Annotated in this window: 20 protein-coding genes; 13 read left to right on the forward strand and 7 right to left on the reverse strand. The window is 48.8% G+C overall.

The window, feature by feature from the left end; translation table 11 throughout:
- Positions 1–21 precede the first annotated feature (21 nt).
- Both VF399_01660 and VF399_01665 read right to left on the reverse strand, forming a co-directional pair.
- The gene (locus tag VF399_01660; protein HEX7319045.1) at positions 22–618 is read right to left on the reverse strand and encodes a LysM peptidoglycan-binding domain-containing protein; all 597 of its coding nucleotides are present in this window, start codon (positions 616–618) and stop codon (positions 22–24) included.
- 10 nt (positions 619–628) lie between these two features.
- Positions 629–892 (reverse strand): hypothetical protein, encoded by a 264-nt coding sequence (locus VF399_01665; protein HEX7319046.1) that lies wholly within the window; start codon positions 890–892, stop codon positions 629–631.
- Positions 893–1,030: 138 nt separating this feature from the next.
- On the opposite strand from VF399_01665, the gene VF399_01670 reads away from it, so the two are divergent.
- From VF399_01670 to VF399_01715, 10 genes are all read left to right on the forward strand, one after another.
- Positions 1,031–1,690 carry a TetR family transcriptional regulator gene (locus VF399_01670; GenBank protein HEX7319047.1) on the forward strand — a complete coding sequence of 220 codons (660 nt, stop codon included), beginning with the start codon at positions 1,031–1,033 and terminating at the stop codon, positions 1,688–1,690.
- 205 nt (positions 1,691–1,895) lie between these two features.
- A complete protein-coding gene (locus tag VF399_01675) occupies positions 1,896–2,576 on the forward strand; it encodes a TetR/AcrR family transcriptional regulator (GenBank protein HEX7319048.1) in 681 nt (226 codons plus the stop codon).
- Between the two features lie 13 nt (positions 2,577–2,589).
- Positions 2,590–3,057, forward strand: a complete 468-nt coding sequence (locus VF399_01680) for a hypothetical protein (GenBank protein HEX7319049.1) — start codon at positions 2,590–2,592, stop codon at positions 3,055–3,057.
- 156 nt (positions 3,058–3,213) lie between these two features.
- Positions 3,214–5,334 (forward strand): DUF5916 domain-containing protein, encoded by a 2,121-nt coding sequence (locus tag VF399_01685; protein HEX7319050.1) that lies wholly within the window; start codon positions 3,214–3,216, stop codon positions 5,332–5,334.
- Between the two features lie 308 nt (positions 5,335–5,642).
- A complete protein-coding gene (locus VF399_01690; protein ID HEX7319051.1) occupies positions 5,643–5,831 on the forward strand; it encodes a T9SS type A sorting domain-containing protein in 189 nt (62 codons plus the stop codon).
- 83 nt (positions 5,832–5,914) lie between these two features.
- Complete coding sequence (ispD, locus tag VF399_01695) at positions 5,915–6,607, forward strand: 2-C-methyl-D-erythritol 4-phosphate cytidylyltransferase (protein ID HEX7319052.1); 693 nt, start codon at positions 5,915–5,917, stop codon at positions 6,605–6,607.
- Positions 6,604–7,740, forward strand: coding sequence for a 1-deoxy-D-xylulose-5-phosphate reductoisomerase (dxr, locus tag VF399_01700; protein ID HEX7319053.1), 1,137 nt, complete (start codon positions 6,604–6,606; stop codon positions 7,738–7,740). Before ispD ends, dxr begins: the two co-directional genes overlap by 4 nt.
- The gene (rseP, locus tag VF399_01705) at positions 7,734–9,134 is read left to right on the forward strand and encodes an RIP metalloprotease RseP (protein ID HEX7319054.1); all 1,401 of its coding nucleotides are present in this window, start codon (positions 7,734–7,736) and stop codon (positions 9,132–9,134) included. The genes dxr and rseP overlap by 7 nt, the downstream gene beginning before the upstream one ends.
- Before the next feature lie 84 nt (positions 9,135–9,218).
- Positions 9,219–10,550: a hypothetical protein gene (locus tag VF399_01710; protein HEX7319055.1), complete on the forward strand. Its 1,332-nt coding sequence runs from the start codon at positions 9,219–9,221 to the stop codon at positions 10,548–10,550.
- An 83-nt stretch (positions 10,551–10,633) separates the two neighbouring features.
- Complete coding sequence (locus tag VF399_01715; protein ID HEX7319056.1) at positions 10,634–11,305, forward strand: hypothetical protein; 672 nt, start codon at positions 10,634–10,636, stop codon at positions 11,303–11,305.
- A gap of 122 nt (positions 11,306–11,427) precedes the next feature.
- Here the strand turns inward: VF399_01715 and VF399_01720 are convergent, their stop codons facing one another.
- On the reverse strand, positions 11,428–13,008 hold the full coding sequence (locus tag VF399_01720; GenBank protein ID HEX7319057.1) for a hypothetical protein: 1,581 nt from the start codon (positions 13,006–13,008) through the stop codon (positions 11,428–11,430).
- Positions 13,009–13,342: 334 nt separating this feature from the next.
- On the opposite strand from VF399_01720, the gene VF399_01725 reads away from it, so the two are divergent.
- The 3 genes from VF399_01725 to VF399_01735 all read left to right on the forward strand — a co-directional run bounded on the left by VF399_01725 (position 13,343) and on the right by VF399_01735 (position 20,562).
- Complete coding sequence (locus VF399_01725) at positions 13,343–16,591, forward strand: FlgD immunoglobulin-like domain containing protein (protein ID HEX7319058.1); 3,249 nt, start codon at positions 13,343–13,345, stop codon at positions 16,589–16,591.
- A 22-nt stretch (positions 16,592–16,613) separates the two neighbouring features.
- A complete protein-coding gene (locus VF399_01730; GenBank protein ID HEX7319059.1) occupies positions 16,614–18,860 on the forward strand; it encodes a T9SS type A sorting domain-containing protein in 2,247 nt (748 codons plus the stop codon).
- Positions 18,861–19,362: 502 nt separating this feature from the next.
- Positions 19,363–20,562, forward strand: coding sequence for a T9SS type A sorting domain-containing protein (locus VF399_01735; GenBank protein HEX7319060.1), 1,200 nt, complete (start codon positions 19,363–19,365; stop codon positions 20,560–20,562).
- Positions 20,563–20,653: 91 nt separating this feature from the next.
- Here the strand turns inward: VF399_01735 and VF399_01740 are convergent, their stop codons facing one another.
- The 4 genes from VF399_01740 to VF399_01755 are packed head-to-tail and all read right to left on the reverse strand — an operon-like array spanning position 20,654 to position 24,178.
- Positions 20,654–21,085, reverse strand: a complete 432-nt coding sequence (locus VF399_01740; GenBank protein HEX7319061.1) for a chemotaxis protein CheW — start codon at positions 21,083–21,085, stop codon at positions 20,654–20,656.
- Positions 21,082–22,662, reverse strand: a complete 1,581-nt coding sequence (locus tag VF399_01745; protein ID HEX7319062.1) for a methyl-accepting chemotaxis protein — start codon at positions 22,660–22,662, stop codon at positions 21,082–21,084. The genes VF399_01740 and VF399_01745 overlap by 4 nt, the downstream gene beginning before the upstream one ends.
- 14 nt (positions 22,663–22,676) lie before the next feature.
- Entirely contained in the window at positions 22,677–23,369 is a 693-nt protein-coding gene (locus VF399_01750; protein ID HEX7319063.1) for a chemotaxis protein CheW, read from the reverse strand.
- The gene (locus tag VF399_01755; protein ID HEX7319064.1) at positions 23,369–24,178 is read right to left on the reverse strand and encodes an AAA family ATPase; all 810 of its coding nucleotides are present in this window, start codon (positions 24,176–24,178) and stop codon (positions 23,369–23,371) included. The genes VF399_01750 and VF399_01755 overlap by 1 nt, the downstream gene beginning before the upstream one ends.
- Between the last annotated feature and the right edge of the window lie 16 nt (positions 24,179–24,194).

The following is a 24,194-nucleotide window of genomic DNA, read 5'->3' on the forward strand; positions in this document are numbered from 1 at the left end:
TCCCCTAAGATATGTAATCTCTTATTCGTGCGGTATTACAAATTGCTGCTTGGGATAGATCATGTCAGCATCTTTGATCTTATCCTTATTGGCTTCGTACACTTCCGGCCATTTCTTGGCGTCTGAATATATCGACAAGTATGAGGCGATAAGCCACATGCAATCTCCGGGCGCTACTGTATACACGTCCAGAGTCGGAATAAGCAAGATCCAGTTTGGATATATAATGTTCGGATTTTTGATCAGGCCCTTGTTCGCTTCGTATATCATGGGCCATTTTTTTCCGTCATTATAGACTTTCTGCATGCTGGAAATCTTGGAAAGCCAGTCGCCATCGACAACCTTATAACGTCCATACTGGCATTTCTTCCAGGTTTCCTTCAGCTCGGCCAGTTTGGTCTCGAGTTCGCTGCGTTTCGTCTCGAGCGCCGCAATGTCAGATTTCAGCGTTGCGATCTCGGACTCCAGGCTTGAGATCTTCGCTTCAGCCTGGGCAAGTTTATCTTTCACGCTCAGAAGCTCGGCCTGCGCCTGTTCTTCGGTGATCTTTTCCTGAGCCAACGCGAGGACCGGTGCCAGCAAGAACAAGACAAATACTATTGATATAAGTTTCTTCATCTCATCCCCCTTATTTCAGCTTCTTACAGCGCGAATCGATCTTGGATTGCAGGGCGTCGATCTCGGCGGTCATGTCTGCGATGTTCTTTTCCAGTTGTGCTTTTTGAGCTTCTAAACCTGCCTTTTCGCTCTCCAGGTCAGTGATTCTCGCCTCAGCGGCTGATAATGCGGCCCGGGCTTCGTTCAAGGCATCCATCGTCTCCTTCTTTGCCCACTTGGGGCCGCAGGCAACAAAAATAATTGCCAGCAGGAGTAGCGCGATGAGCTTTTTCATAATGCCACCTCCTTAAATTTCAATATCATTGTCAATCATAACCAAAATCCTATCAATGTCAATAGCGTTGTTCTCTTTCTTGATTTTACCGGCCATATGGGTATAATATAATGATAGAAAAACAATAATAAGAACTTAATGGAAGACAAAGAAACCAAAAACCCTAAAGAAGCCAAAGAAGCCAAACAAAGAATTTTCGATACCGCGGTGTCCCTTTTTGCGTTGAAGGGCTATCACGGCGTGGGCACACGGGAGATCGCAAAAAGTGCCCGCGTAAATATCGCCATGATACACTATTATTTCGAAGGCAAACTGGGGATCCTGAAAACGATCGTCAATGAATGCCACGAAAAGTATCTCCAGATGCTCACCGGTATCGCGCCGCCAGATAGTCCGGTCGAAGAGCATGTCCGTAAACTTGTGCATGGTATCGTAGAATTTTTCAGGGAAAACACGGCATTGTCACTGGTCGGATTCGCGACCAATCCGATCGATGATCCGGAAGTCATCGCTTTGCGTACTGAATGGTACGAGCGGATCGGACAGGCCATGAAACCTTTCTATGATAAGCTGGGAGCCAACACTGCTGACACAATCCAAATGTCACTCATCAGGAGACCACTGATCTTCACCGTAATGAATCTCTTTGAATCTATATATGCCAAAGAACAGGCTCCCGGATATAAATCATTTATCAAAGAAGTAGATGATAATCTGTACAACAGGTTTGCAGATAGCCTGACTAACCTCTATTTATATGGTTACAAGGGTGTTATTAATAAAGAAAAACCTACCTAGAATTAAAAATAACTGCTTAAAAAAGAAGAAAGTACAAATAAATATTCTGAAATATAATAACTTTTTTAAATAATCAATATTAACATGCATTTTACCCCTTGACAAATCCGAAAATGTGATTATAATATAATCGAACGATTGTACTTAACAAACGAACGACTAGCACAATCGTACGTTTAATAATAATCAAGGAAAGGAGTTTAAAATGGAAAAAGGTGCGCCAAAGAAAGAAACAAAGCAGAAGATATTTCAAACTGCTATACATCTATTTGCCAGACGTGGCTATGACGCTGTAGGCATTCGAGAAATCGCCAAGACTGCTGGAGTCCAGATCTCAATGATCAATTACTATTTCGAAGGCAAAGTCGGGATCCTGCGCGAGATCGTGAACGAAACGTACCGAATGTACTTTGAGACGATACTAAGCATTGGTGATGAAAGCGTGGCATTGGAGCAAAGGATGAAAACCCTGGTGAAGAATATGGTCGATTTCTTCAGGTTCAACACCGAACTGACGATCGTCGGCATCAGCGCCATGCCGCTCGATATCCCGGAGATCGCCGACCTCAGAATAAAATGGGTGACAGAAAATCGCGCCTCGCTGAACCGGTTGTTCTCGGAAATGGGATTGGATATCAAGGACGATATCAAGATGTCAGTTGTGCGCAGCTTCCTCACGAATGTCATTTTCGGGCACTTTGAGGGAAAATACTCCTGGGACTTAATAATCAATGCTCCGGCGAAACCCAAACTTCTGCCAAAATTAGAGGAAATTAACGCGGGATGCCGTGTATCCGAAGACGATTTCTACCGCCAATACGCTGACACTCTGGCAACATTTTATATCAATGGGATAAAAAGCATCGCTGCCCAAGATAATAAATAACGAGGAGAAAAACATGATGATAATTTTATTATGCACCATATTGCAGGCGGCTCCGGTCGATGTCGCTCTCAACGAGGATAGCTACCCGTTCGTCGGTATGCTGCCTGAGCTGGTCGTTACAGCAAGCCGCATGGTGAATGCCGAACCCGACACATTGGATTGGCTGCCTTTGTTGACCGTTTATGGCAACCGGCTCGAATACGATGGCAACGACCCAAATGTCATCCAGTATGAACGGGAGCGTAAAAACTATTCCCTGGCTGCACGGTTCGTCGCGCGCCACGCCGGGTATATACTGCTTGCCGTATTCGCGATCACCTGGATCATGATCCTTATCTCACGGATCAGCGCCACACATCCGACGAGCCATATGGAGCATCGGGTCCAGACAATACCCCTCCATATGTTAGCGCAAAACACTCAAGCGCTGAAATTACAGGCCCAGAAAAAAAATCTTCACAGATATCCTAAATATAAATAATAAAAAGTGGAGTTCACCTTGTACCGGCTGCCTATTAATAAATCCCGGCATGGCTGTGATTATGGATGTGATAATATTTTGAGCCAAACGATCATTAATGGATATGCGATCCATACACGTGAAACGATCGTATCGTAAGGCAAAAAGGAGGATAAAATGTTGTTACTCATGGCTCTGATATTTACCGCAAACGAGAAAGCGATAGAAGCTCGCACTCTGACTGGTCCCGCCCCCCAGATCGACGGCGTCATCGAGGATATCTGGCTGCAGGCAGATTCGGCGTACGATTTTGTCCAGTTTGTCCCGTATGAAAAGACCGAACCGACAGAACGGACTATCGTTTATGTATTGCAGGACGATAAGAACCTTTATGTCGCTTTCAAGTGCCACGCGGAAAAAAATCCGCCGGTCGCTTGCCTGACCCGCGATGAGGATTATGTGGCTATCTCCGTCGATCCAAATGGTGCGAAAACAACCGGTTACTTTTTCCTTATATACGCCAGCGAGCTATACTGGGACGGGTGGATCCTTGACGGCGGCACTCAACAGGACCTGACCTGGGAAGGGATCTGGTACCATGATGTCAAAATGCACCCTGACCGGCTGGAATTCGAGATGAAGATACCTTTCAATACGATACGGTATAATAAAGATCTCAACGAGTGGGGCGTTCAGTTCCTCAGACATATCGCAGTAACCAACGAAAACGACCTCTGGACCGAAACCGCCCAGTCGACCGGGGATCTAATGACTAACTGGGGCACTTTGAAAAATATCAGCCCAAAATCATCCGGGTATTATTTCGAATTTTTCCCTGAAGGTTTCGTGCGCTATGATAAATTCGAAAACGACAGCGGCGGTTACGACACAAAAATAAAACCACGTCCCAGCTTTAATTTCAAGTGGGACATCACCCCCCAGACGTCCATAAATGCCACCACGTTCCCCGATTTTGCCCAGATCGAATCCGACCCCTACACTCTCAACCTCTCCCGCTACCCGACGTATCTGCAGGAACGCAGGCCATTCTTCATCGAAGGAACCGATATCTTCCGCCTTTCCAGCCTTGAAAACGGACCTTTTACACCGTTGGAAATCTTCTACACCCGGCGGATCGGCAAGCTCGCTGACGGCGACGCCGTACCGATCATCGGCGGCGTCAAGCTGACGACCATGGCATCTAAATGGAGCGGCGGACTCCTTGGCGCCCATACGGGCGAATACACTAATGAGGTGTACGGTCTGGATGAACCAGCCCGCTGGTTCGGCGTCTTGAGAACAAAATACCAGTTGATGCCGTCTTCCGACATGGGCATCCTTTTAAGTTCATCGTTCGTCGACACTGCCAATTACAATTACGCACTGGGAGCTGATGCAACGTATCGAAATGGACGCAATCAACTTCTCGTACAAGGCGCGTTCAGCGATTATGGTTCTAAAAAAGGATGGGCCGTTACATCGGCTTTCAGCGGCCATTTGGGCATACTGAGTACCAATATCGCGATGGATGCCATTGACGACAGTTTCGACGTCCGGGATATCGGCTTTGTGCCGTGGGTCGGCCAGAAAAGGGTCATTGCATTATGCGGACCACAATTCAATTTCCGCCAGGGCTTTGTGCGCACAACTACCGTTCAGCCGGGCTTTTTCCTGTGGCGATCGCCCGGCAGCTCAGACTGGTCAAAAGGCGTACTGCTGTCGAACAGCATCGGCCTGCGCAATATGTGGGGCACTTACTGGGAACTTGATGCGGCTGACGGCTACGAAGCCGATACCAACTTCTTTTACCGCAGCGCGAACTTCAATTTCTGGGGCAACCTGCGGGGGAACAACGTGAACGGCGGCGTTTACTACGAATACACGATGAACTACGCGCGCGGGTTCCTCGCTTATCAGGGCTCGAACTGGCTGACCGCGAGTTATTCCATCCTGCCCCCCTGGAGCATCACGATGACCGTCAATACATGGCTTGAATGGGACCCGGACAATCATGTGATCGCGCTCTGGCCCATGCTCAGGCCGAGAACTGATATCCGCCTGTCCCCTACCATGACGCTGACCATACTTGACCAGCTCGTCATGTATGCCCCGGAAGCGGATTTCGATTCCCTGGAATACGTCAGCAACCGCTGGGGTCTCATTTATTCATGGAACTTCAGCCCCAAGTCATGGTTATACATTGCGGTCAACGATTACCGCTCCGAGGATATCGACCGGTCACTGGCGCTCCGTTACCAGATCGCGGCGATCAAGGTGAAGTATTTGATATATTTTTAGCTTCTTAGCAGCGCGTCGGTCTCACATGCGAAATCGGCCGCTGAGGCGTAGCCGAAGCGCTGCCGATTTCAGCATCCCGTATTGTCGCAGACTAATACGGGATTTCCTTTAAAAAAATAATCACTGGTTTTCCGTTTCACCATCTCCCCCTCGGGGTCATTGCGAGGAATCCCGCATCATTGATTTTTTACAGTGAGAAAGCGGGAGACGAAGCAATCTCATCTTTCTATAATGACAAGTCAAAAGTTTACAAAAATCTCAACATTGCTTAATAGTATAAAATAACTATTGAAATATCGGAAGAAATAATGTGTAAAAGTTTACAATTAATGGCAGCTGCCTTTTTTCCTACGATCAAATCGGCGTCCAATAAAGATGGACGCTCAGCTATCTGGAACTGCCGCGACCAGAATGGCACGCGCGTAATCCCCGGCATTTATTTTTACAGGGTGCTTTCGGATAAGGGATCTGTCACCGGCAAGGTCATAGTTCGGTGAAATAACCGCCTTACCGATATTTTCACCATCAGCGCCGGGTCTCTAAAGCGTTGACATTTATTCTTTTCTGGTTATCATAACGTATGTCGGTTTATGCGGTCCTGGTCGCAGCCGGCCAGGGAAAGCGGTTCAAAGCGAAAAAGCAGTTCGTTCTAATTGACCGTAAGCCCTTATTAACATGCAGCCTGGATGTTTTTGAAAAAAACAACCACATAAAGTCCGTAATCATCGTGGTTCAGGAAAATGACATTGCCCGGACCCGGGATATCGTTAGACGTTTCAAATATTCAAAAGTCCATGCCATCGTACCCGGCGGGAAAAGGCGTCAGGATTCGGTCCGTAACGGCATCATGGCGATTTATCTCAGCGCCAATACCGATACGACCACCGCCGATATCGCCGTGGTACATGACGCCGTGCGTCCGCTGATATCGAACGCCCTCATAAACCAGGGCATTGCTCTTTGCCGGAAATACCATTGCGTCACACCTGGTGTACCGGTGCGCGATACAATAAAATACGCCCGTACCGGCAGGGTCATCAAGACGATGCCGCGCGAAAATCTTTTCCAGATACAAACGCCGCAGTTCTTCGACCTGGCGCTTTTAAGGACCGCCTACAACGCGGTGAAGTTCTCCGATGAGTTCACGGACGAGGCATCGATCATCGAAGCCTATGGAGCACCTGTGTACGTCATGCCAGGCAGCCGCACTAATATCAAGGTGACCGACCGCGCTGATCTGGACATGGTTCGCCGTCTTATAACATCGCGATGAAAAAAATAATTGTCCTGGGTTCCACCGGTTCTATCGGCAGGAATACGCTAAAGGTCGTTTCCGGCCTGAAGGGTTATAAGATCGTGGGCATTGCCGCGCATACAGATCATGCGGCCTTGCTAAAACAAGCGGCTTCGGTCAAACCCCGGGCGATCGCGCTCATTGCAGGTGACCGTCATTACAAGGAAATCAAGTCATCGGTCAAAAATATGAAATTTTTCTGCGGCGAGGAAGGGATCAAAGATATGATCCGGGCACTCGACGCGGATATATTGGTCGCCGCGTTCGCGAGCGCCGTGGGGATCGACGGCATCTTGCACGCGATTGAGAAAAAAATGAAGCTGTGCCTGGCGACCAAGGAATTGCTCGTGACCTACGGCGAGATCATTATGCGCCAGATCAAGAAGAGCCGGACCGCGATCAGCCCCATCGACAGCGAACATTCGGCGGTATCACAATGCCTGGAAGGAAGAAAGCCTTCTGAAGTACTCGCAATTATCCTGACCGCATCGGGCGGCCCCTTCCTTGATCGGTCCATAAAGAACGTCGTAAAAGCCGACGTGCTTAACCATCCGGTGTGGAAGATGGGAGCGAAAATAACCGTGGATTCGGCAACCATGATGAACAAAGGCCTGGAAATAATCGAAGCCCGCCATCTATTCGGCATCCCGGCTGATAAGATCAAGGTCGCGATCCATCCCGAGGCGCTGTGCCACTCGCTGGTTCAGTTCATCGACGGCAGCATGCTCTGCCAGGTCTCAAGTCCGGACATGAAACTCCCCATCCAGTACGCGCTCACTGCGCCGGCGCGATGGCCATGCCCGGTGAAATACCTCGATATCCGGAAGGTAAAGGCACTTCATTTTAGGATGCCGGACAAAAGAAAATTCCGTTGCCTTGGTCTTGCCTATGAAGCCCTGCGCATCGGCAAAAGCATGCCCGCCGTGCTTAACGGCGCCAATGCCGCGGCGGTTCGGTCGTTTCTCGAAGGCCGTTTAAAATTCGATATGATCCCATCGGTCATAGAAACAGTCATGGGAAACCATCAGCCCCGCGCCGGCGGGATAAAGGAATATCGTGATGCTGAAAAATGGGCTTTTCACGCGGCATACAGGAGGTCTGGTCAATGCTGATAACGATCATCGCGTTTCTATTTGTCCTTGCCTTTTCGATCACTATCCATGAATTCGGTCATTTCATCGCCGCCAAGATATGCGGCATACCGGTTGAGAAATTTTCCATCGGATTCGGCCCGCCGTTGATCAGAATTAAGATCGGCGAAACCGATTTCCGCATCGCCTATTTCCCCCTTGGTGGTTATGTCAAAATGGCGGGAGATGATGAAGGCGAGCTTCCCGGCTTTGGGAAACAGCTGCCAGTACAGCAAAAGACTGAATTGCCCTCCCCCGCTGACAAGGACAGCCTCGCATACAAGGATGCTACTGAAGCTGCTGACGCCATTCTAAAACAAGATGCTTTGCCGGCAGCTGGTCCAAAGCAGGCCGGATTCTACGACGCGCCGATCTATAAAAGGATCCTGGTCGTATTCAGCGGGCCGTTGTTCAACATCCTGTCGGCCGCGATTATTTTTATATTTGTGCTTATCGTTTATGGCGTGCTGGTCAATCCCTACATGAGGCTGCAAGTAGAACCGGAAAGTTATGCATCAAGGATGGGCTTTATTGACGGTGATTCAGTGATCTCGGTGGATGGTGCACCCATGGCATCTTGGGACGATGTTATCAACGCGGTCGAGGTGCGCAAGAACAAAGAAGTCAATTTTGAACTCTTCCGTGGGGGAACGCCGGTGGAAAACAGGATAATAATTGACCCTGATTCATTCGACCTGCGGCCGCGTGTGCCTCCAACGCTTGGTTTCGTGAAACGGGATGGACCAGCTGACAAGGCCGGCATGAAAACCGGCGATATCGTTATCAGCATCAACAACCAGCCGGTCAGAACCTGGGACGAAATGGTGGAAAGGATCCGACCTGCCAAGAATGTCACCATGAACTTCGAGTGGACGCATGGTGCCGAACATAAAACCGCCAGCATTACGCCCCTGCCTTTCTATGATCCGCTGGCCAATGATACCGTCGGCCAGATCGGTGCGCTGATGCCTCTGAGCCGCCGGCATATCGCCGCACCGTACGCAGTGCTTATGGGTTGCCAGAGAAGCGGTGAGCTGCTCTGGCTAACTTTGCGGACACTGTGGCAGCTGATCATTGGCAAGATTTCGCGCCGGGCGCTGGGCGGCCCCATCGCTATATTTAAATTAAGCGGTGAATCAGCACGCTGGGGTTTTGAGAACCTGCTCAGCCTTATCGGCATCATTTCGATCAACCTGGGCCTGGTGAACCTGTTCCCGCTGCCGGCCTTTGATGGCGGTCATATCATAATGGGCATCGTGGAAGCGCTGCGCAAAAAAAGATTTTCGCAAAAGACAAGGCTGGTTATACAGCAGATCGGCTACGCGATCATCCTGCTGATCATTGTCTATGTCACCTTCAATGACATTACCAGATAATATAATCGCGAATAAAACGAATGACTCCACGCATCACGCAAACACAATTCGCACAATTCGCTGTCATTCGCGACATCCGTTAGTATGAAAATCCTGTTTTACTACCCTGTTGCCCAACCCAAGAGGTTTGCTCTGCCGGAAGCGATAAAAGGCAATGATTTTTTTCGCCGGCCATGCTATGACGCTCTAAGGCTCGCCAGCGTCGCAAAGGAACACCACGAGTTTTATTATTATGATGAACGCATTGAAGAAAAACCGCAGTTCGAACCTGATATCGTGGTGACCAACGTACCGCTTTATCTGAACCGATACGTGAGCTCAATGCTGGACAAGAACTGGTCCGGTGGCGGCGACAGCGGCGCCAGAAATAAACCGATAACTATCAGTTACGGACTATACCCTACCCTGTTTCCAAAACAAACAAACGACTTTTCTAAAATCGCGGTCCGCGGTGATATCGTATCTGCTTTTGAAACCATCATCAAAGATATAGAGAAAAAGCAGGTCAAACCCTGCTATGAATCTGAAACCCCGGTTCATTTCGATACGTGCCGCAGCCTTGAGGATAAGTATGGTTTTTCCACCTTCATGTCCCAGCTTCGCACTACTTATGGCTGTTACTGCAAACCGCCATTTGACGACTATTGCCCTGAAATGGCGATGTATCGCAACCATCAACAATGGAAAATCGAGCACATCATACGAGAAGTCGCCCGGATAAGACGAAAAGCAATTTTCATTCTTGATGATGATTTTTTGATCGATATCAACTTCGCCATGACCATTTTGTCCAGGACCTGGCGCTACAAAAAAATGTGGGTTATCCAGACTTCCGGCGATCTGTATAATAATCGGCAAATTCTGCCTGATCTGCGCGAATGCGGGGTAAGGATCATTTACCTGAAACCTGACTGGCTGGGCGCCGACCTCGTAAAAAATATCCAATCAAAGGATTTCGGACGGCAAAAAAGTCATGAAATCCACATGATACACAGCAACAGAATGATTGCCTGCTGCCGCATCAGACTGGGATACGAAGGCGAAACCGAATCATTCTACAAACAGCTGACACGATTTCTCAATGGCATAAAAGTCGATCTCATCGAAGTTGAAGCTCAAACTCCACTTCCCGGCACACCATCATTCATGGCGCTCGAAAAACAGGGTTTGATCGCCCGCGATCTGTCGATGTTCGACCGCTGGATGCCGGTTGTGAAAGTAGGCCAGGTAAAACCGCAGGATTTATACACCTGGATGGAACTACTCCGCGACCGGTTCTATTCCTGGGATTCGATAATCCGGCGCAACCTTTGGGTCTCACAGAAACTTGGTCTTTATAATACCGTGTTTTTCTATCTCATCCCCAACTTATCATACCGTGACAATTTTCTGGAAAAGGTCGGATATCCGCCATGACGAGAAGATGCAGGGATGAAAAGATGCAGAGAAGCAAAGAAATGGAATTAACCCGTAAGAGTTTTTAAAAGACAGGAGGTTAAGTGATATCAACGGTTATAATGACATTGTACGTAGTCTGTATCAGTCCGCCCAGCCCGTTCTATGACGCGAATTTTACATCTCTTGCGCATGGTTCAGCCAGTGTTTTTGCCAACCCGGCCGGTATTGGGTTGCAATCAGGTCCCGAATTTATGGGTGAATTTCATATCGACACGCTGCGCGCCGGCATCTCCCTAAGAGGCCTGGGTATCGGCGTGGTCAAGCTTGATTCGGTAATACACTATGAAGTTGATGTTGGTATCAAACTGCCCGGCGCGTTCGCCCTGGGATATTCCTACCTGTTCAAGGATACGTCGAGCAATACGGTCGGGGTCATTTGCGCACCCAGTCAGACCCTGATGCTCGGGTATAAAACCAACCTGGGCGGCGAGCGCAAGGTCATGACCAGCGGCCTGACAATCAAACCTTACCAGGAATTCATGTTTTTAAGTTTAGATGTATCCTATGAAGGCGTGCAGGACACGTTCTGGTACTATTTCGGGGGAGCCCTGCGCGCAACTCAGAAATTCCAGGCTTATTTCTGCACCGACGTTGACTTTAACTGGCACGCCGGCCTGGATATTGTCCTTGACCGTATCCGGCTGGCCGGCGCTTACACCAGCGCCGCGAAAAAATTCTGCGCCGGCGTCGTGCTGTACGCCTTTGACATGTAACTATTTGTAATTATAATCCCCCTTCTTCTCCCATAGGGACACCAGTTATTGGTGAATTTTCCATTTTTATGTCGCCCCTTTAAAAAAGGGGATATAGGGGGATTTGTATTTCAGATGCCTTTCTATCTGATCACCACGAACTTCAGACCGGGATTTTTACGGTCACTTAAAACCACAAAATAAACTCCGGACTCAAGATTTATCTTATCCGATGGTTTGCTGCCGATCATAACCAACCTGCCCTGACAGTCAAAAATTTCCACAGGATAAAAACCGTGGCCATTTATCAGATCACGCAAAGCTGTATTTCCCGGGATAAATACACTCTGACGTAATAATGGCCTGTCATTATTACCATTGACCTTGTCATTTTCTGCTTCCAACACACCCGCTGCGGCATTCGGCAAACCCGGCGTGATGGTGTCATAATCGATGAAATTGAGCGAATTATCATCGGTATCGTGGCCATCCGGATAACGACCAAGGCAATGGCCTTCAGAAACATCGTGCGCTGGCAGCCACTCACCGGTGAATACCCAGCCGCCTGGCGCGCCATACCCGAGTGCATCAATAATAACGCTGCCGCACCGCAGCACCAGATTGTCAGGTCCGTTCTGGAGATCAGCTTCCGTTGTCACTGTGTCGGCGTTGAGCACCCACTGGTTTTGGGCGAGAACGAAGAACCCATCGGATGGCATGGAATGAAGATCAAGGAAGATCAATGCGTAGTCCTCGCCGTTAGTCCCGTTGACACCGGCAATTGTCATATGATCCAGACTGAACCCGGCCGGACCATACAGTTCGATGAAACACCCGGAATCCTCGCCAGGCGCGTCGTAATAAACCTCATTTAGGCGCACATTGATCACGCCTGACAAACAGCTGTTCGTATCCGAAAAGGCGACTAGTGCATCGTCGTCCCGGTATTTGATAAAATAGCGGATCGTATCGCCGGCCGGCTGGCCCGGGATCTGGTATTTAAAAGTGTCACCGTTTACCGCTGTATGTGTGACCCGGTAAAGGACAGACAGGTCATTGATGCCATAAAACAATGTATCGCTGGTGATCGTTCCATCGTCATATACCACACAAAAGGCTTGCACTGATGATCCCGATGCCGGATTTGTCGGCTTGTGCCATGCCCGCAGTATTATCGGGGGTTGTACGGCGGCGGGTGTGAAAGATGCATCGTCGATATTGAAAACGGCATGGCCATCCCAGGCGGCTGAACTGTCGTAAGCCCTGAATGATACCAGCGCTGAATCGGTCCCGGGCGGCGAGAGGGCGGTCATGCTCATCATTTGCCATGCAGCTGCGTTCGACGAGTATGTGGTCGAAAAATCGTGGCTCCACCCGCTGGCCGTATGCCAGGAAACCATTTGCCTGATCCTGCCGGCAAGATCGTTGTCATACACATACGCTGAAAAAGTGTATTGCGTGTTGGAACTGGCCGCGAACGCGCCCTGGTAAAAGTCGGCCCGGTCCTGGTTCTGCGTGACCAGACTGTCCCGGGCGCTGTATGTGCCCGAGTGCACCCGATTGTTATCCTGCTTAATGAAGATCGAATCGTCGCGCAGCCAATAAGACGGCATACCCCCTGCCCAGGTCTCGAACCCCGGGTTCTCTAAAAGATTCTGACCGTGCGCGAACACTACTATGGCAGCATATAATACTGCCATTATAACCCCCAGATGGATTTTCAATTTACCTCCTATTGCCGCGAGTATACTCAGAATTTAAATTTTTGCAAGGGGTTTGTAACGATTTGCACACCTTGACCTTGACAATATGACAAAAGATTATATAATAATAATAGATATATGAATACTGTCTTATCTTATCTTATCTTATCTTATCTTATCTTGATAATTCAGATAAAATTTTACATTATTCCCATTTTATAAGATATGTTTGAAATGCCCCGAGGAAGGTTGTCCGACTTCCTTGGGGCAAATAAGTATCACAACAGGATATATGTTTTGGAAGGATGTAACTCCAAGTTAAAAACTAAAAATCAATACGTGCAGGAGGTGTAAAATGACAAAATATTTGCTCTGTATCCAGGCTCTAGTACTTTGTTCATGGGCGCAAGTGTGGACGCCTTTTGGCGAACAAAATGCCAATTATGAGTGGCATAGCGCAGTATTTACGCCAAACGACTTTGATGACTGCTGGTCAGTAGGCTTCAATAATAGCACATCAAAGGGGAGAATCGAAAGACGCCGGGTTGAGATCTGGCCAATACCTGATGTGCTCAACCAGAACTACCTGTGGCATGCGCTGAATACACGCTACTATCCCGATAACAAAGTCTACTTTGGTGGCTATAAGAACAACCAGCCAGATATATACAAAGGCAGGTTTTGCTACCGGGCGGCATACTATGGGGATTTCTATGAAATTTCCCTACCTTATCCCTATAATCAGCCTGGCTTGTCCACGACGCCAGTAATATCCATCAGCATGGATGACATTGCAGGCCATCTGATGGTTACCGGTGGCAACGGCATGATCCTGTTCTATGACGTGACAACAGGGCAGTGGATAACACCGCAGACTCATCCCTATCCAGACGATGAATCTGACTGGTATGACGGTACTTGGACTATGGATGGCTTCATGGTTTGCGGTGACAATTCGGGTAAAATCTACCGAACCACGAATCTCGGCTCTTCTTGGGAACCCTGCTTGAATCCCAGTTCATATCCTGATAATAGCTTTCCCCGTGACTATTATATCACTGATTACGGAGTCTACCATGGCGCACTAACCCCTCTTTCGGTGCCACACAATGACTGCCGGGCTTACTATGCTGGCATGATCGGGTTCAACTATGGTAATATCGCAAAATGGAATGAAGGTCCGCCACCTTATTATACGATTCACAATGTCAATCCCAATGCCGATACAGTCAACAGCAAGTGGTGGTGGTTCACTGGTACATCTGGGCAATGTTATCTATATGATCCGCCGCCTGAGCGTTGGCATTACTTTTTTTCAGGAGGTGACGGTATTATCCTGCGCTGGGACCCGGATAATCCCCAAGGTATACTGAAATGGTGGGAGCGTTATCTCCTGCTGCCATACGCGAATGATTCTACGTACTGGCTTACGGGTATCGGTTTTACCCTGGAAGTGCCTTCAGGTGTGCAACGCTGGACCGTAGGCACTAAGGGCCAGTTTATGAAAGCCACAGATATCGGTGGTACAGAAACGGATCCACCTTCGCCAACGGGATTACCAGATATGCAGCAATGCTTAAATCTCCAAATGCCTGATGATCCTATCTTTGGCGGTTTTCGCATGATCTGGCAACCTCCTGCAAACAGCGAAGTGTCCAAAGTCGCTGCCTATTGGGTATGTCCGCCGGAAGATCCACGATGGATAGCCAATAAAGCGCCCATTATGCGCACTAATTATCTCCTCCCTTGGGCTAAAGGGCGTTATCTTGATGCCCGCGTAGCTGCAATGCGCAGAGATGGCAAGTGTGGTCCATGGACACCCCTTGTGTGGGTCTGCACATTGGACAGATTAGTCGATGATCAAGCCACCGGTAAGAACAATGCTCGGCGCATAGTATATGGCGCCGATAAATTATGGGCATTCTGGCAGAAGGATGGTATGGTCTATATGGCATCGAGCGAAGATAGTGGAAAATATTGGACGTACCGTGAGTCTCAAGAATACCTTGGGAGTGGTAAATGGCCTGCAGCCAGCGTGACAACTGCCGGCTTGCCAGTTGTTTGCTGGCTTGAGAATTTGGTCAATGGCTCGCAAGTAACATCCCGTATCTGGTATTCGCAATATTCTTACAATGAATGGACCGATCCTACAATGGTCAAAGAGGAAACCTATCAAGGCAATGGCTATCTATACCCAGCGATATCATGTGATCAGGCCAATCATATTCATATCGTCTATGGCAAGCAGTACAACGACTACCAGAACTGGCAGCTCTGGTATGGTGAATTCCCATACGACAACCCGGGTAGCGTCAGCTGGCACATGCTCGATAGTTATGCGGGCACGCCAAATCCAGGCGTCCAGTTATCACCCACTATCGGTACGACCAAATACGACATGCCTATGGTGGCATGGAACCGTCCCAATAGCAGCACGCAGTATTTCGGATACCGCGACCTGGGTATATGGTACACCCAGGCATTGAGCTTCACCGGCACTATGCCTTGCCTAGAAGTATTGGGTACTACTGCCTACCTTACTTATGTGAATAGCAGCGATATTTGGTATGCAGTCGGTGGTATAACGGGTTTTGGCAAACCAAAGAGAATCTGTACAACCCTTGGCAATTCATCATCGCCCTGCATTGCTAACAACGTGATTGTTTGGCAGGAACAAATCAACGATGACCATGAGATCTACTACTCCCATCTCACCGCGCCCGACATTATCTGGTCGCCACCGGCAAAGTTGTTCGGCTATTCCTATTTGCCAGATGAAGTACCGCAAATCGTTTGGGTCCACCCATTTGCCTTTGTCGAATGGACACAAGGACAAACCAATAAAGTCGTCGCCTATAACCGGCAAGTCATTCTATCCCGGGAAGGCGATGGCGTCGCATCGTTTGCCTATGATCTCGGAGACTCAGTGCCAGCACCAGTTCTAATCGCCAGAACTGGTTTTAACGAGTATGGTGCGGAACCCGCAAAAACAGTGGATATGAGTTCCGGCCTATTGCAGTATCGCATCGATGGTCTGGGAAAATGCTCGCATTGGAAGGCTCAACTATCACTATATCATGAGGCTGGACATCCGGTTCCCTGCCGGATAAAATTGGGCATGCAAAATCCAATAATAGTAACATTGCCATCGCATCAAATCATCAATCGAACCTTCACTATACCGGAATCATTAATCGTAAACGACGCGCTTGATCTAGCGCTTGAATCAACAAATGGTGACAATGTGACAATGGGCGGCATGCTCTTCTTTGCTACGCCAAAACCTACGGGCGGCGGTCCCCAGTCAATGAAAACCATACATATTCCATCAACCCTCAATATTACCTGTCTACCGAACCCTCTACGCGATAATACATTCATTACGTACAATTTACCGGACGCATCCCCGATAAAAATAGCCGTCTACAACTCGACCGGCAGTCTCATTAAAACCATTGAGCAGGGTACCTGTGAACCTGGCATTTATCACAATAAATGGAATGCACGCGATACAGAAGGCAATCGCGTTCCCAGCGGCATCTATTTTATTAAGCTTGAGACACCTAACACGACCATGGTTAAAAAGGCTGTGGTCATCCGATAATAAAGAAAAAGGAGATTTTAACATGGGGCTGTTTGACAGAATTAGCCGTAACCAAAAAAAGGCTATTAAACAGCCCCATTCTTTATGGTTCCTCTGTTTCGTTACGTCACTGAGTTTATGCATAATCCCGAATCTGCTTTATGCTCGCGATTCCTTGAATGTCCGGTGGGCTGGCGGCTGGCCCGTCGGTTGCGCCGATAACGTGGAACTCGGCGTCATTAACAATCATAAATACTGTTTTCTGACTTCGGGCGCTTCGATTATCATCATGAACATAGATAACGCCCAGAATCCGTGTGAAATCGCCCGCATCAACGGTCAGAATGACCGGCCTAAATCTTTTTTCAGCAATAATTACCTGTATGTCGCTTCCGAAGAACGGCTGATGATCTATGATGTTAGCAATCCTCAATCACCACAATTCACCGGCGATTACTGGGGCACCTACGCGGTATGGGGCGTTTGGGTCAAAAACCGTTATGCCTATGTCATCGATGGTCCCATCTTGCGCATTGTTGATGTCGCCAATCCCACGGCTCCCTATCAGGTAAACAGTTGCAGCACAGCCACAACATCTTATTTCAATTGCCTTGCCGGAAAAGATGATTACATCTATTGCACGGGCTTTGGCGGCACCATGTATGTCATCAACGTCCAAAACCCGGAGCAGCCGTTTGTTTGCTATGAATTGATAGTCGGCCAGTGTTTTAGTATAACGATTTATGGCAACTACTTATATATCCCCAACTACTTTAATGACCTCACCGATATCTACGATATCTCCCTATCCTGGCTTCCCACTCATGTTGGTCATATCCTTGAGGGTGTCGGTGCTTCTGTAGCGGTCAATGGTAATTATTTATATCGGACTTTTGCCAATCCGGCGTTATATAGGATATACTTGGGCGTTTACGATATATCCAACCCGGCATCGCCCGTAAGAACCGATAGCGTGCTCCTGCCCGGATATGGATATTATTACAGCAGCGCTGGTATCGCCGGTAAGGGTGGTTATGTTTACATGGCGCAGGTACTGGGTGGTTTCAGGATTTTTGATGTGTATGATCCTCAGGATGTTTATGAAATCAGTCATTATCAAACCTCTGGTTGTAACGGCAGTCTGTTTGTTAAAGGTAATTACGCCTATCTGGGCGAATATTCGGGGATCCAGAAATTTCTGTCCATTGTGGATGTGTCCGATCCCCAGAACTGCGCTGAGATCGGCCGGCTGGCTTTTAATACCGATATCCGGCATATCTGGGTACAGGGCAACTACGCGTATGTAACCGACGATTCCGGCGCCATGCATATCGTCGATGTCAGCGCACCGGCAAATCCAATCAGAGTGGGTTATTATTTATTTCCGAGTTATTGGGGTGCTCGAGGGATTTTTGTAAAAGATACTTTTGCATATGTTTCGTTTTTCGATCCCCAAGTGGGCATACGGGTAATCAATGTATCAGATCCAACAAATCCATACGAAATTGGTTTTTGTGATTCCACCGAATCAAGCTATAAAATAATTGGTTGTGATAATTATCTTTACGTATCCGGTTATAGTTATTATCATGGCGCACAACTTTGGATCATTAATATTAATGATCCGCATATGCCATTTATTTGCAGTTATGAAGGTGCTTGCGATGGTAATTTATGGTTGAGTAATGACCGCGTGTACATAGCAAGTTGGAATGATTCATTATATATAGTCGATGTCAGCAATCCAGCAGATCCACATCTCATTGGATATTATCCTTATAATGCCGATGACGTATTTTCAGAAGACAATTTGGTTTACTTAAGCCGCTCGGGTTATCAATTAGCGCGAGTCATCGATTGTTCCGATCCCTATAATCCAACTGAAACCGGCCATTATTTTTGTCCGACAATGGAAGGAGTATACTGGGCCTTACGTTTATTCTACGCTAACGGCTATATTTATGTCTCCCAATGGCATCTTGGACTGCATATTTACAAATATTACGGTGTGAGTGTTGAGGAAACGCAGAGTATCTCTGTAATTCCGAACCTCGCTGTCAAAAATACAAAAGCATTTTTTGAATTTACTTACTGTCTATCTAAGGATTCGCCGGTAGAAATATCCGTGATCGATGTCGCGGGAAGAGTTGTTTCCAAACGACAATTTAATCGCTCAAAAGGCTCGCATTCTGAAAGAATCCATAAAGAATCGTTGGCCTCCGGTGTCTATTTTTTGCAGGTCGAGTCTCTTGACTGGAAATCCGCATTCAAATTTGTCGTCATAAAGTGATACCAGTAAAGAGAAAACCTCTGCAAGGCATGTAATTACTCAGCTTAGTAGTCTTAGCTTAAAAATCAATTGATCATATACGGCAGACACACTTTACTGGGTTGACCCAGTTAGAGATCCACACCACAACCAATAATATACACTCGTATGTAAAATCATCATGCTGTAACCATCGGATTACCATCAACATTAGCGACGGAAGAGCCAAAGGCACTTCCTATCGCTAACGGGGTTGAACCCGTTAGAAGCAATTCCCGCAGGATATAGAATCGGATCGACATTGCTCGGACAACCGTAAATATATAGGAGTCGTCATAAGCGTTATGCAGTTACTTCTAACGGGGTTGACATTCTAAAAATATAGTGTATAATATGATAATAATCGCTGTTGTCTCATATTATCATTTAGACATAGGAAAACCAGGGGAAGGAGGAAAAACAAAAAATGAACGAGGTCGTGATTAGTATGCAAGAAATGACAAAAAAATAAAAAGGAGATAAAATGAAAAAATATGCAGTACTGTGCAGTATTATTCTTTGCGCGACGGTCCTCTGGGCCACGGTGCCGGATGCCGACGTGATCAACCCGCTGCAGGATGTAGTGCAGAAAACGCCGGTGAGCAACGAAACTTACAAACCGGCCGGGACCCGCGCTCCGGGCGACGTGATATATGAACTCGACGTGCAGCTAATATGTAATGACAATCAGCTGCTGGGGATCGAATGGGATGGCGAGTGCTTCTATATTACCGGTGGAGCGACCGCCACCGATCCCAATAAAGTCTACGTCGTGGACACTCTGGGCACGCTCATCCATACTTATGACCAGCCTGGTTATTCCACGGGCTGGGGCTGGCGTGATCTGGCCTGGGACGGCGTGAATGGTCCGGGCGGTGGTGTCATGGATACGCTGTACGGCAGCGTGGACGGAAATGTCGCCAAGTTCAGTCTTGATGGCGCTGCGCTTACCTATTACGGCGGTTTTGCCGGACCGCAGAACCCGAATCGCGCCCTGGGATACGACAATGATCAGGAAGTATTCTTCACCGCCAATTTTGCTAGCGACTGCTATATGTTCAACAAGACCTCCTCGAATCTCATGAACGTAGCGAACACGCTGAACATGTACGGCTGCGCTTATGATTCAGATTCGAACTGGGTCTGGTGGCACAGTCAGGATCCGGCCGGAGGAACATTCGCCGACCAGCTTACCCAGATGGATCCCGCAACCATGGCATTCACCGGCCTTACCTATGCCCCGTCCAACTTCACGTTGATCACTGCGGGCATCGCCGGCGGTCTGTGTTATGGTTCCAACTTCCGAAATTCCGACGTGCTGTTTCTGCTGGTTCAGGGAACGCCGGATGACATCGTTGCGGCAGTCTATCTCAGGGATCATGGCGTGCCGGGTGTCGAGGAAGGACAGAAGCAGGTTGCCGGCGAGTTCGGTTTTGTTAACGCCGCCACTATGCTTAGCAGAGGCAACCGCGTCATATCATACCAGTTGCCGTCTGCCAGTCCAGTATCATTGACGGTTTATGATATTGCAGGTTCACGCGTAGCGACGCTGGTCGAATCGCACCAGCAAACGGGTTTGAACACCGCGACCTGGAACACAAGCAACCTGACGCCGGGCGTTTATTTTCTCCGCCTGTCAGCTAACGGCAAAAGCGAATCAGCGAAGGTCATAATCGGCAGGTAATAAGCAAAGCGAATACCGGAAACAAACCAGCCCCGCGATGCATGCGGGGCTGGTCATTTTTTAAAGCTTAAAGCTGCTTCTGCTGCCGCCTTTACTGTTTCAATAATTTGCGGATCGACGTTAGACGCGAGCCGGTCATGAGCTTCTTGAACGACAGGACCTGCAAAAACGAGCCGTTATCCCTGACCACGCCGCGGAAATAATCCTTAACCCTCACGATCTCCGGGAAAGGCATGAGCTGCTCGGTATTTATTATGCCATGCACCCGGGTGACTTTAAAACCGATACTACTGCCTTCGATGTTGGCGATTATTACCTCGAAAACGCTGTCCGCGCTGATACCCAGGAACGCGGGCAGGTCGTATAAATACACTTTTTCGTCGCGCAGGTTGAAATATCCCATAATATATTTGGCACCGGTCTCCTGCTTCTCTATGGCCTTGGGCCTGACGATCTCCTTGACCTCGTCGATCGGCGTCGCTAATCCGATCCCGCCCACCGTATATTTAAGAAGATATTTCACTTGTCCTGTTCCTTCTTTTGCTTGACAAGCCCTTCCAGCTTGGTCACGACCGATGCCAGCACCTGCGCGGTCGAAGTGAACTCCTCCATGGACGCGGTTTGCTGCTCGACCGCCGCCGACACCTGCTCCGATGCCGCGGCCGTATCACCGGCGACCTGGGCCACCTGTTCCACCTGTTTCACGAGCTCTTTAGTATTCGCAGCCTGATTGGAAGCTGCTTCATTGATACGCATGATCATGTCTGTCACAAGTTCGACCGCTTTTGAAATACCCGTAAACTCCTCTTCGGTCTGCGTCGCCAGGTCATTGGCATCGGTGATCTTATCGCGTTCCAGATCCAGGAGGTTATTTAGCTCCTGCGATGACTTATTGATCTCCGAGATCAGGTTCTCCACGGTCGATGACGACCGCTGGGTCTCGTTGGCAAGATTCCTGATCTCATCGGCGACCACGGCAAACCCTCTACCCTGTTCGCCTACGCGCGCTGCTTCGATCGCTGCGTTAAGCGCCAGCAGGTCCGTCTGTTCGGCAATACTGCCGATGATATCCAGCACCTTTTTGATCTCCGTGGCCTGGTCCCGGAGTTCGGTCATTTTCTTCTCAATGGATTTTGTCTGGTCGAATATTTCTTTCAAGTTCTTCGCGACCTTGGTCGAGAAACCCATGCCCTGCTTGGCCGAATCGGTCGTCCGGCGCGACGAAACCGAAGCCATCTTCACCTGCGATGATATCGATGTCGTCAGATTGTTCAGTTCTTCGATGGCGTGCGCGATGGCGGTTATGGATTCAGATTGTTCCTGCGCGCCCTTGGCGATATGCTGGATCGTGGACGAAACTTCCTCCAGCGACGCGTTCATTTCTTCGGAGGCGGATGAAAGGTCCTCGGACGAAGTCTTGATGTTACCGCCCAGGGTACCGATCTCATGGTACGAACCCTTGACGTCGGTCAGGGCTTTCTTTAAGTTGGTGAAAAAGTCGCGGACGAGCGATGTATGCACCGCCGGCCAATCCTTGGGATCTGTCCCCTTGGCAACGGCATCGTTCAGTAATCTGAGCGACTTTTTGAGCGGCATCGCGATCATCATCCCGGCAACGAACGATACCACGAGCATGCCCACCACGGTGATGACGGCCTCATTGATCTTGAGGGGAATATACGCGATAGCGCAATAGGCGCACAATGAGAAAAAGGTCAAAGCCAGTTCTACCGGCAGGTCAAATCCCTTGTCCGTATCTACCGTGAAAACCAGATGTTTTAAATGGTAAATGATGACGGCAACCAGCACGCCGACCAGGAAGCCGTATAGGAACAACCAGGCAAGACTTCCGGTAAGGACGCCGACCAGGACGCCGGCCGCGACCGTCGCAAAGAGCGTGCTGAAAAAAATGATCGATAAAAATACAGGCAGGGTATCCCCCTGGCCGAGAAACACATTATAAAACAGTACGAGGAACAGCGTGACACCATAATAAACATAGAACTTACCGTCCAATGCCATCGATCTTGTCATTACCAGCAGCAGCAGGACCTCTAAAATAAAGCTGAGCACTGCGCAGATGATTTTTTCCCTTTTCATGTCACGTCCTCCTCTCAACCCCCCGGCGCATCAATTTTGCCCGCGCTTTCCGCGTGCTGAGTGTCTTCGGGAGGTTCCCACTTCGTCAGCACTTCCAGGGCTTGTCCCGGTTTGAGCAACCCGATGAAGCGGTCGTTCATCCAGAAAACCGCCTCCAGGAATCGCGCTTCGTCCTTGGTGAAGCAATCGGGTAGAGGATAGAACTTACCCTGTGCGGCATTGACGATCTCCACCTCGGAATCGATCAGAAAACCGATCTTTGTCGATCCAAAAAGCATGATCAGGCAGACGTTGATACTATCCGGTGCCTGCTGTGCACCCATCAATTTCTTAAGGTCTACAACGGGGACTGATTCGCCGCGAAGGTTAGTGACGCCGCTGAATATTTCAGGCAGATGCGGGACCGCGACCACATCGAAACTATGCAGGATCTCCAGGGTCGCGTCCAGGTCCACGGCATACCATTCCTTCCCGACGGTGAATACCGCGAAACTGCGCTCCGAGAAATCTTTTACCCGTACTTCCCGTTCCAGGACCGCGATCGATTCCTGCATCGGCACCGGTCGGTCTGCGGTGTTCGAGTCTACCGGCGGCGTTACCGGGGGCGGTGTTTCCTTGTCGCCTTTATCAGTACCAGTATCCGGCAATTGTTTTTTGCCCGGTTCTTTTTCTTCTGGTTTATAAAACTGCCGGTACCGCAAAGTCATCAGTCACCGATATCCTTATAAACTTCCTCAACCACTTCCTCGTCAACAATGGTCTTGTTCATCATGCAGCCGGCATACATCGAATTGGTGGCGATCGTATTGATCAGCCGCGGGATCCCGCGGGAATACGAAAACACCAGCTTCAATGCCGGTTTGGAGAAAATCTCGCGTTTGGCCAAGGCGATGGACAAGCGGTGTTTAATATATGCGACCGTTTCTTGTTCGTTCAATCCTTTAAGATGATAACGAATATTGATACGCTGGTTCAACTGTTCGATGTCCTTGATCCGTTTTTTCAGTTCCGGTTGGCCGAAAAGCACGATCTGCAGCATTTTTTTCTTGGCATCCTCGAAATTAAGCAGTAATCGTATCTCTTCGAGGACTTTGGTCGGCATCGCCTGTGCTTCGTCGATCAACAGGACCGGCATGATCCCGGCCTGGTTCTTCTCAACGAGCAGTCCGGATAATGCAAGTAGCAGCCGGCTGCGGTAGCGCGGCACATTTTCGACCCCGAATCCGGATGCCATCGCAGCCAGGAGCTGATTAGGCGACAGCGTGGGGTTGATCAACCGCAGGGTCAGAAATCGCGTCTTGGGCAGCTTTTCAAGGAGCGCATGGACGAGAATTGTCTTGCCGCAGCCGATCTCGCCGACGATCATCGTTATTCCGCCGCGAACCTCCTCAAGATTATAAAGAACCCGGCCCATGGCTTCGACGAAATCGTCCGATTCAAAGATATATTTTGTGTCCGGTGTGTTTAGAAATGGTTTTTCGATAACGCCCCAGTATTCTTCGACGTTCACGCTCATGTTGAATTATCTATAT

The sequence above is a fragment of the bacterium genome (genome assembly GCA_036382775.1).
Lineage (GTDB): Bacteria > Hydrothermota > Tepidihabitantia > SM23-42 > JAOAFX01 > DASVHD01.

What these genes read in the sequence shown, in the direction of transcription:
- VF399_01735 (HEX7319060.1), top strand. Translation starts at nt 19,363, where the DNA reads ATGAAAAAATATGCAGTACTGTGCAGTATTATTCTTTGCGCGACGGTC.
- VF399_01675 (HEX7319048.1), top strand. Translation starts at nt 1,896, where the DNA reads ATGGAAAAAGGTGCGCCAAAGAAAGAAACAAAGCAGAAGATATTTCAA.
- VF399_01750 (HEX7319063.1), bottom strand. Translation starts at nt 23,369, where the DNA reads ATGACTTTGCGGTACCGGCAGTTTTATAAACCAGAAGAAAAAGAACCG.
- rseP (HEX7319054.1), top strand. Translation starts at nt 7,734, where the DNA reads ATGCTGATAACGATCATCGCGTTTCTATTTGTCCTTGCCTTTTCGATC.
- VF399_01665 (HEX7319046.1), bottom strand. Translation starts at nt 892, where the DNA reads ATGAAAAAGCTCATCGCGCTACTCCTGCTGGCAATTATTTTTGTTGCC.
- VF399_01755 (HEX7319064.1), bottom strand. Translation starts at nt 24,178, where the DNA reads ATGAGCGTGAACGTCGAAGAATACTGGGGCGTTATCGAAAAACCATTT.
- VF399_01680 (HEX7319049.1), top strand. Translation starts at nt 2,590, where the DNA reads ATGATGATAATTTTATTATGCACCATATTGCAGGCGGCTCCGGTCGAT.
- VF399_01690 (HEX7319051.1), top strand. Translation starts at nt 5,643, where the DNA reads ATGTGTAAAAGTTTACAATTAATGGCAGCTGCCTTTTTTCCTACGATC.
- VF399_01745 (HEX7319062.1), bottom strand. Translation starts at nt 22,662, where the DNA reads ATGAAAAGGGAAAAAATCATCTGCGCAGTGCTCAGCTTTATTTTAGAG.
- VF399_01685 (HEX7319050.1), top strand. Translation starts at nt 3,214, where the DNA reads ATGTTGTTACTCATGGCTCTGATATTTACCGCAAACGAGAAAGCGATA.
- VF399_01710 (HEX7319055.1), top strand. Translation starts at nt 9,219, where the DNA reads ATGAAAATCCTGTTTTACTACCCTGTTGCCCAACCCAAGAGGTTTGCT.
- ispD (HEX7319052.1), top strand. Translation starts at nt 5,915, where the DNA reads ATGTCGGTTTATGCGGTCCTGGTCGCAGCCGGCCAGGGAAAGCGGTTC.
- VF399_01670 (HEX7319047.1), top strand. Translation starts at nt 1,031, where the DNA reads ATGGAAGACAAAGAAACCAAAAACCCTAAAGAAGCCAAAGAAGCCAAA.
- dxr (HEX7319053.1), top strand. Translation starts at nt 6,604, where the DNA reads ATGAAAAAAATAATTGTCCTGGGTTCCACCGGTTCTATCGGCAGGAAT.
- VF399_01730 (HEX7319059.1), top strand. Translation starts at nt 16,614, where the DNA reads ATGGGGCTGTTTGACAGAATTAGCCGTAACCAAAAAAAGGCTATTAAA.
- VF399_01660 (HEX7319045.1), bottom strand. Translation starts at nt 618, where the DNA reads ATGAAGAAACTTATATCAATAGTATTTGTCTTGTTCTTGCTGGCACCG.
- VF399_01725 (HEX7319058.1), top strand. Translation starts at nt 13,343, where the DNA reads ATGACAAAATATTTGCTCTGTATCCAGGCTCTAGTACTTTGTTCATGG.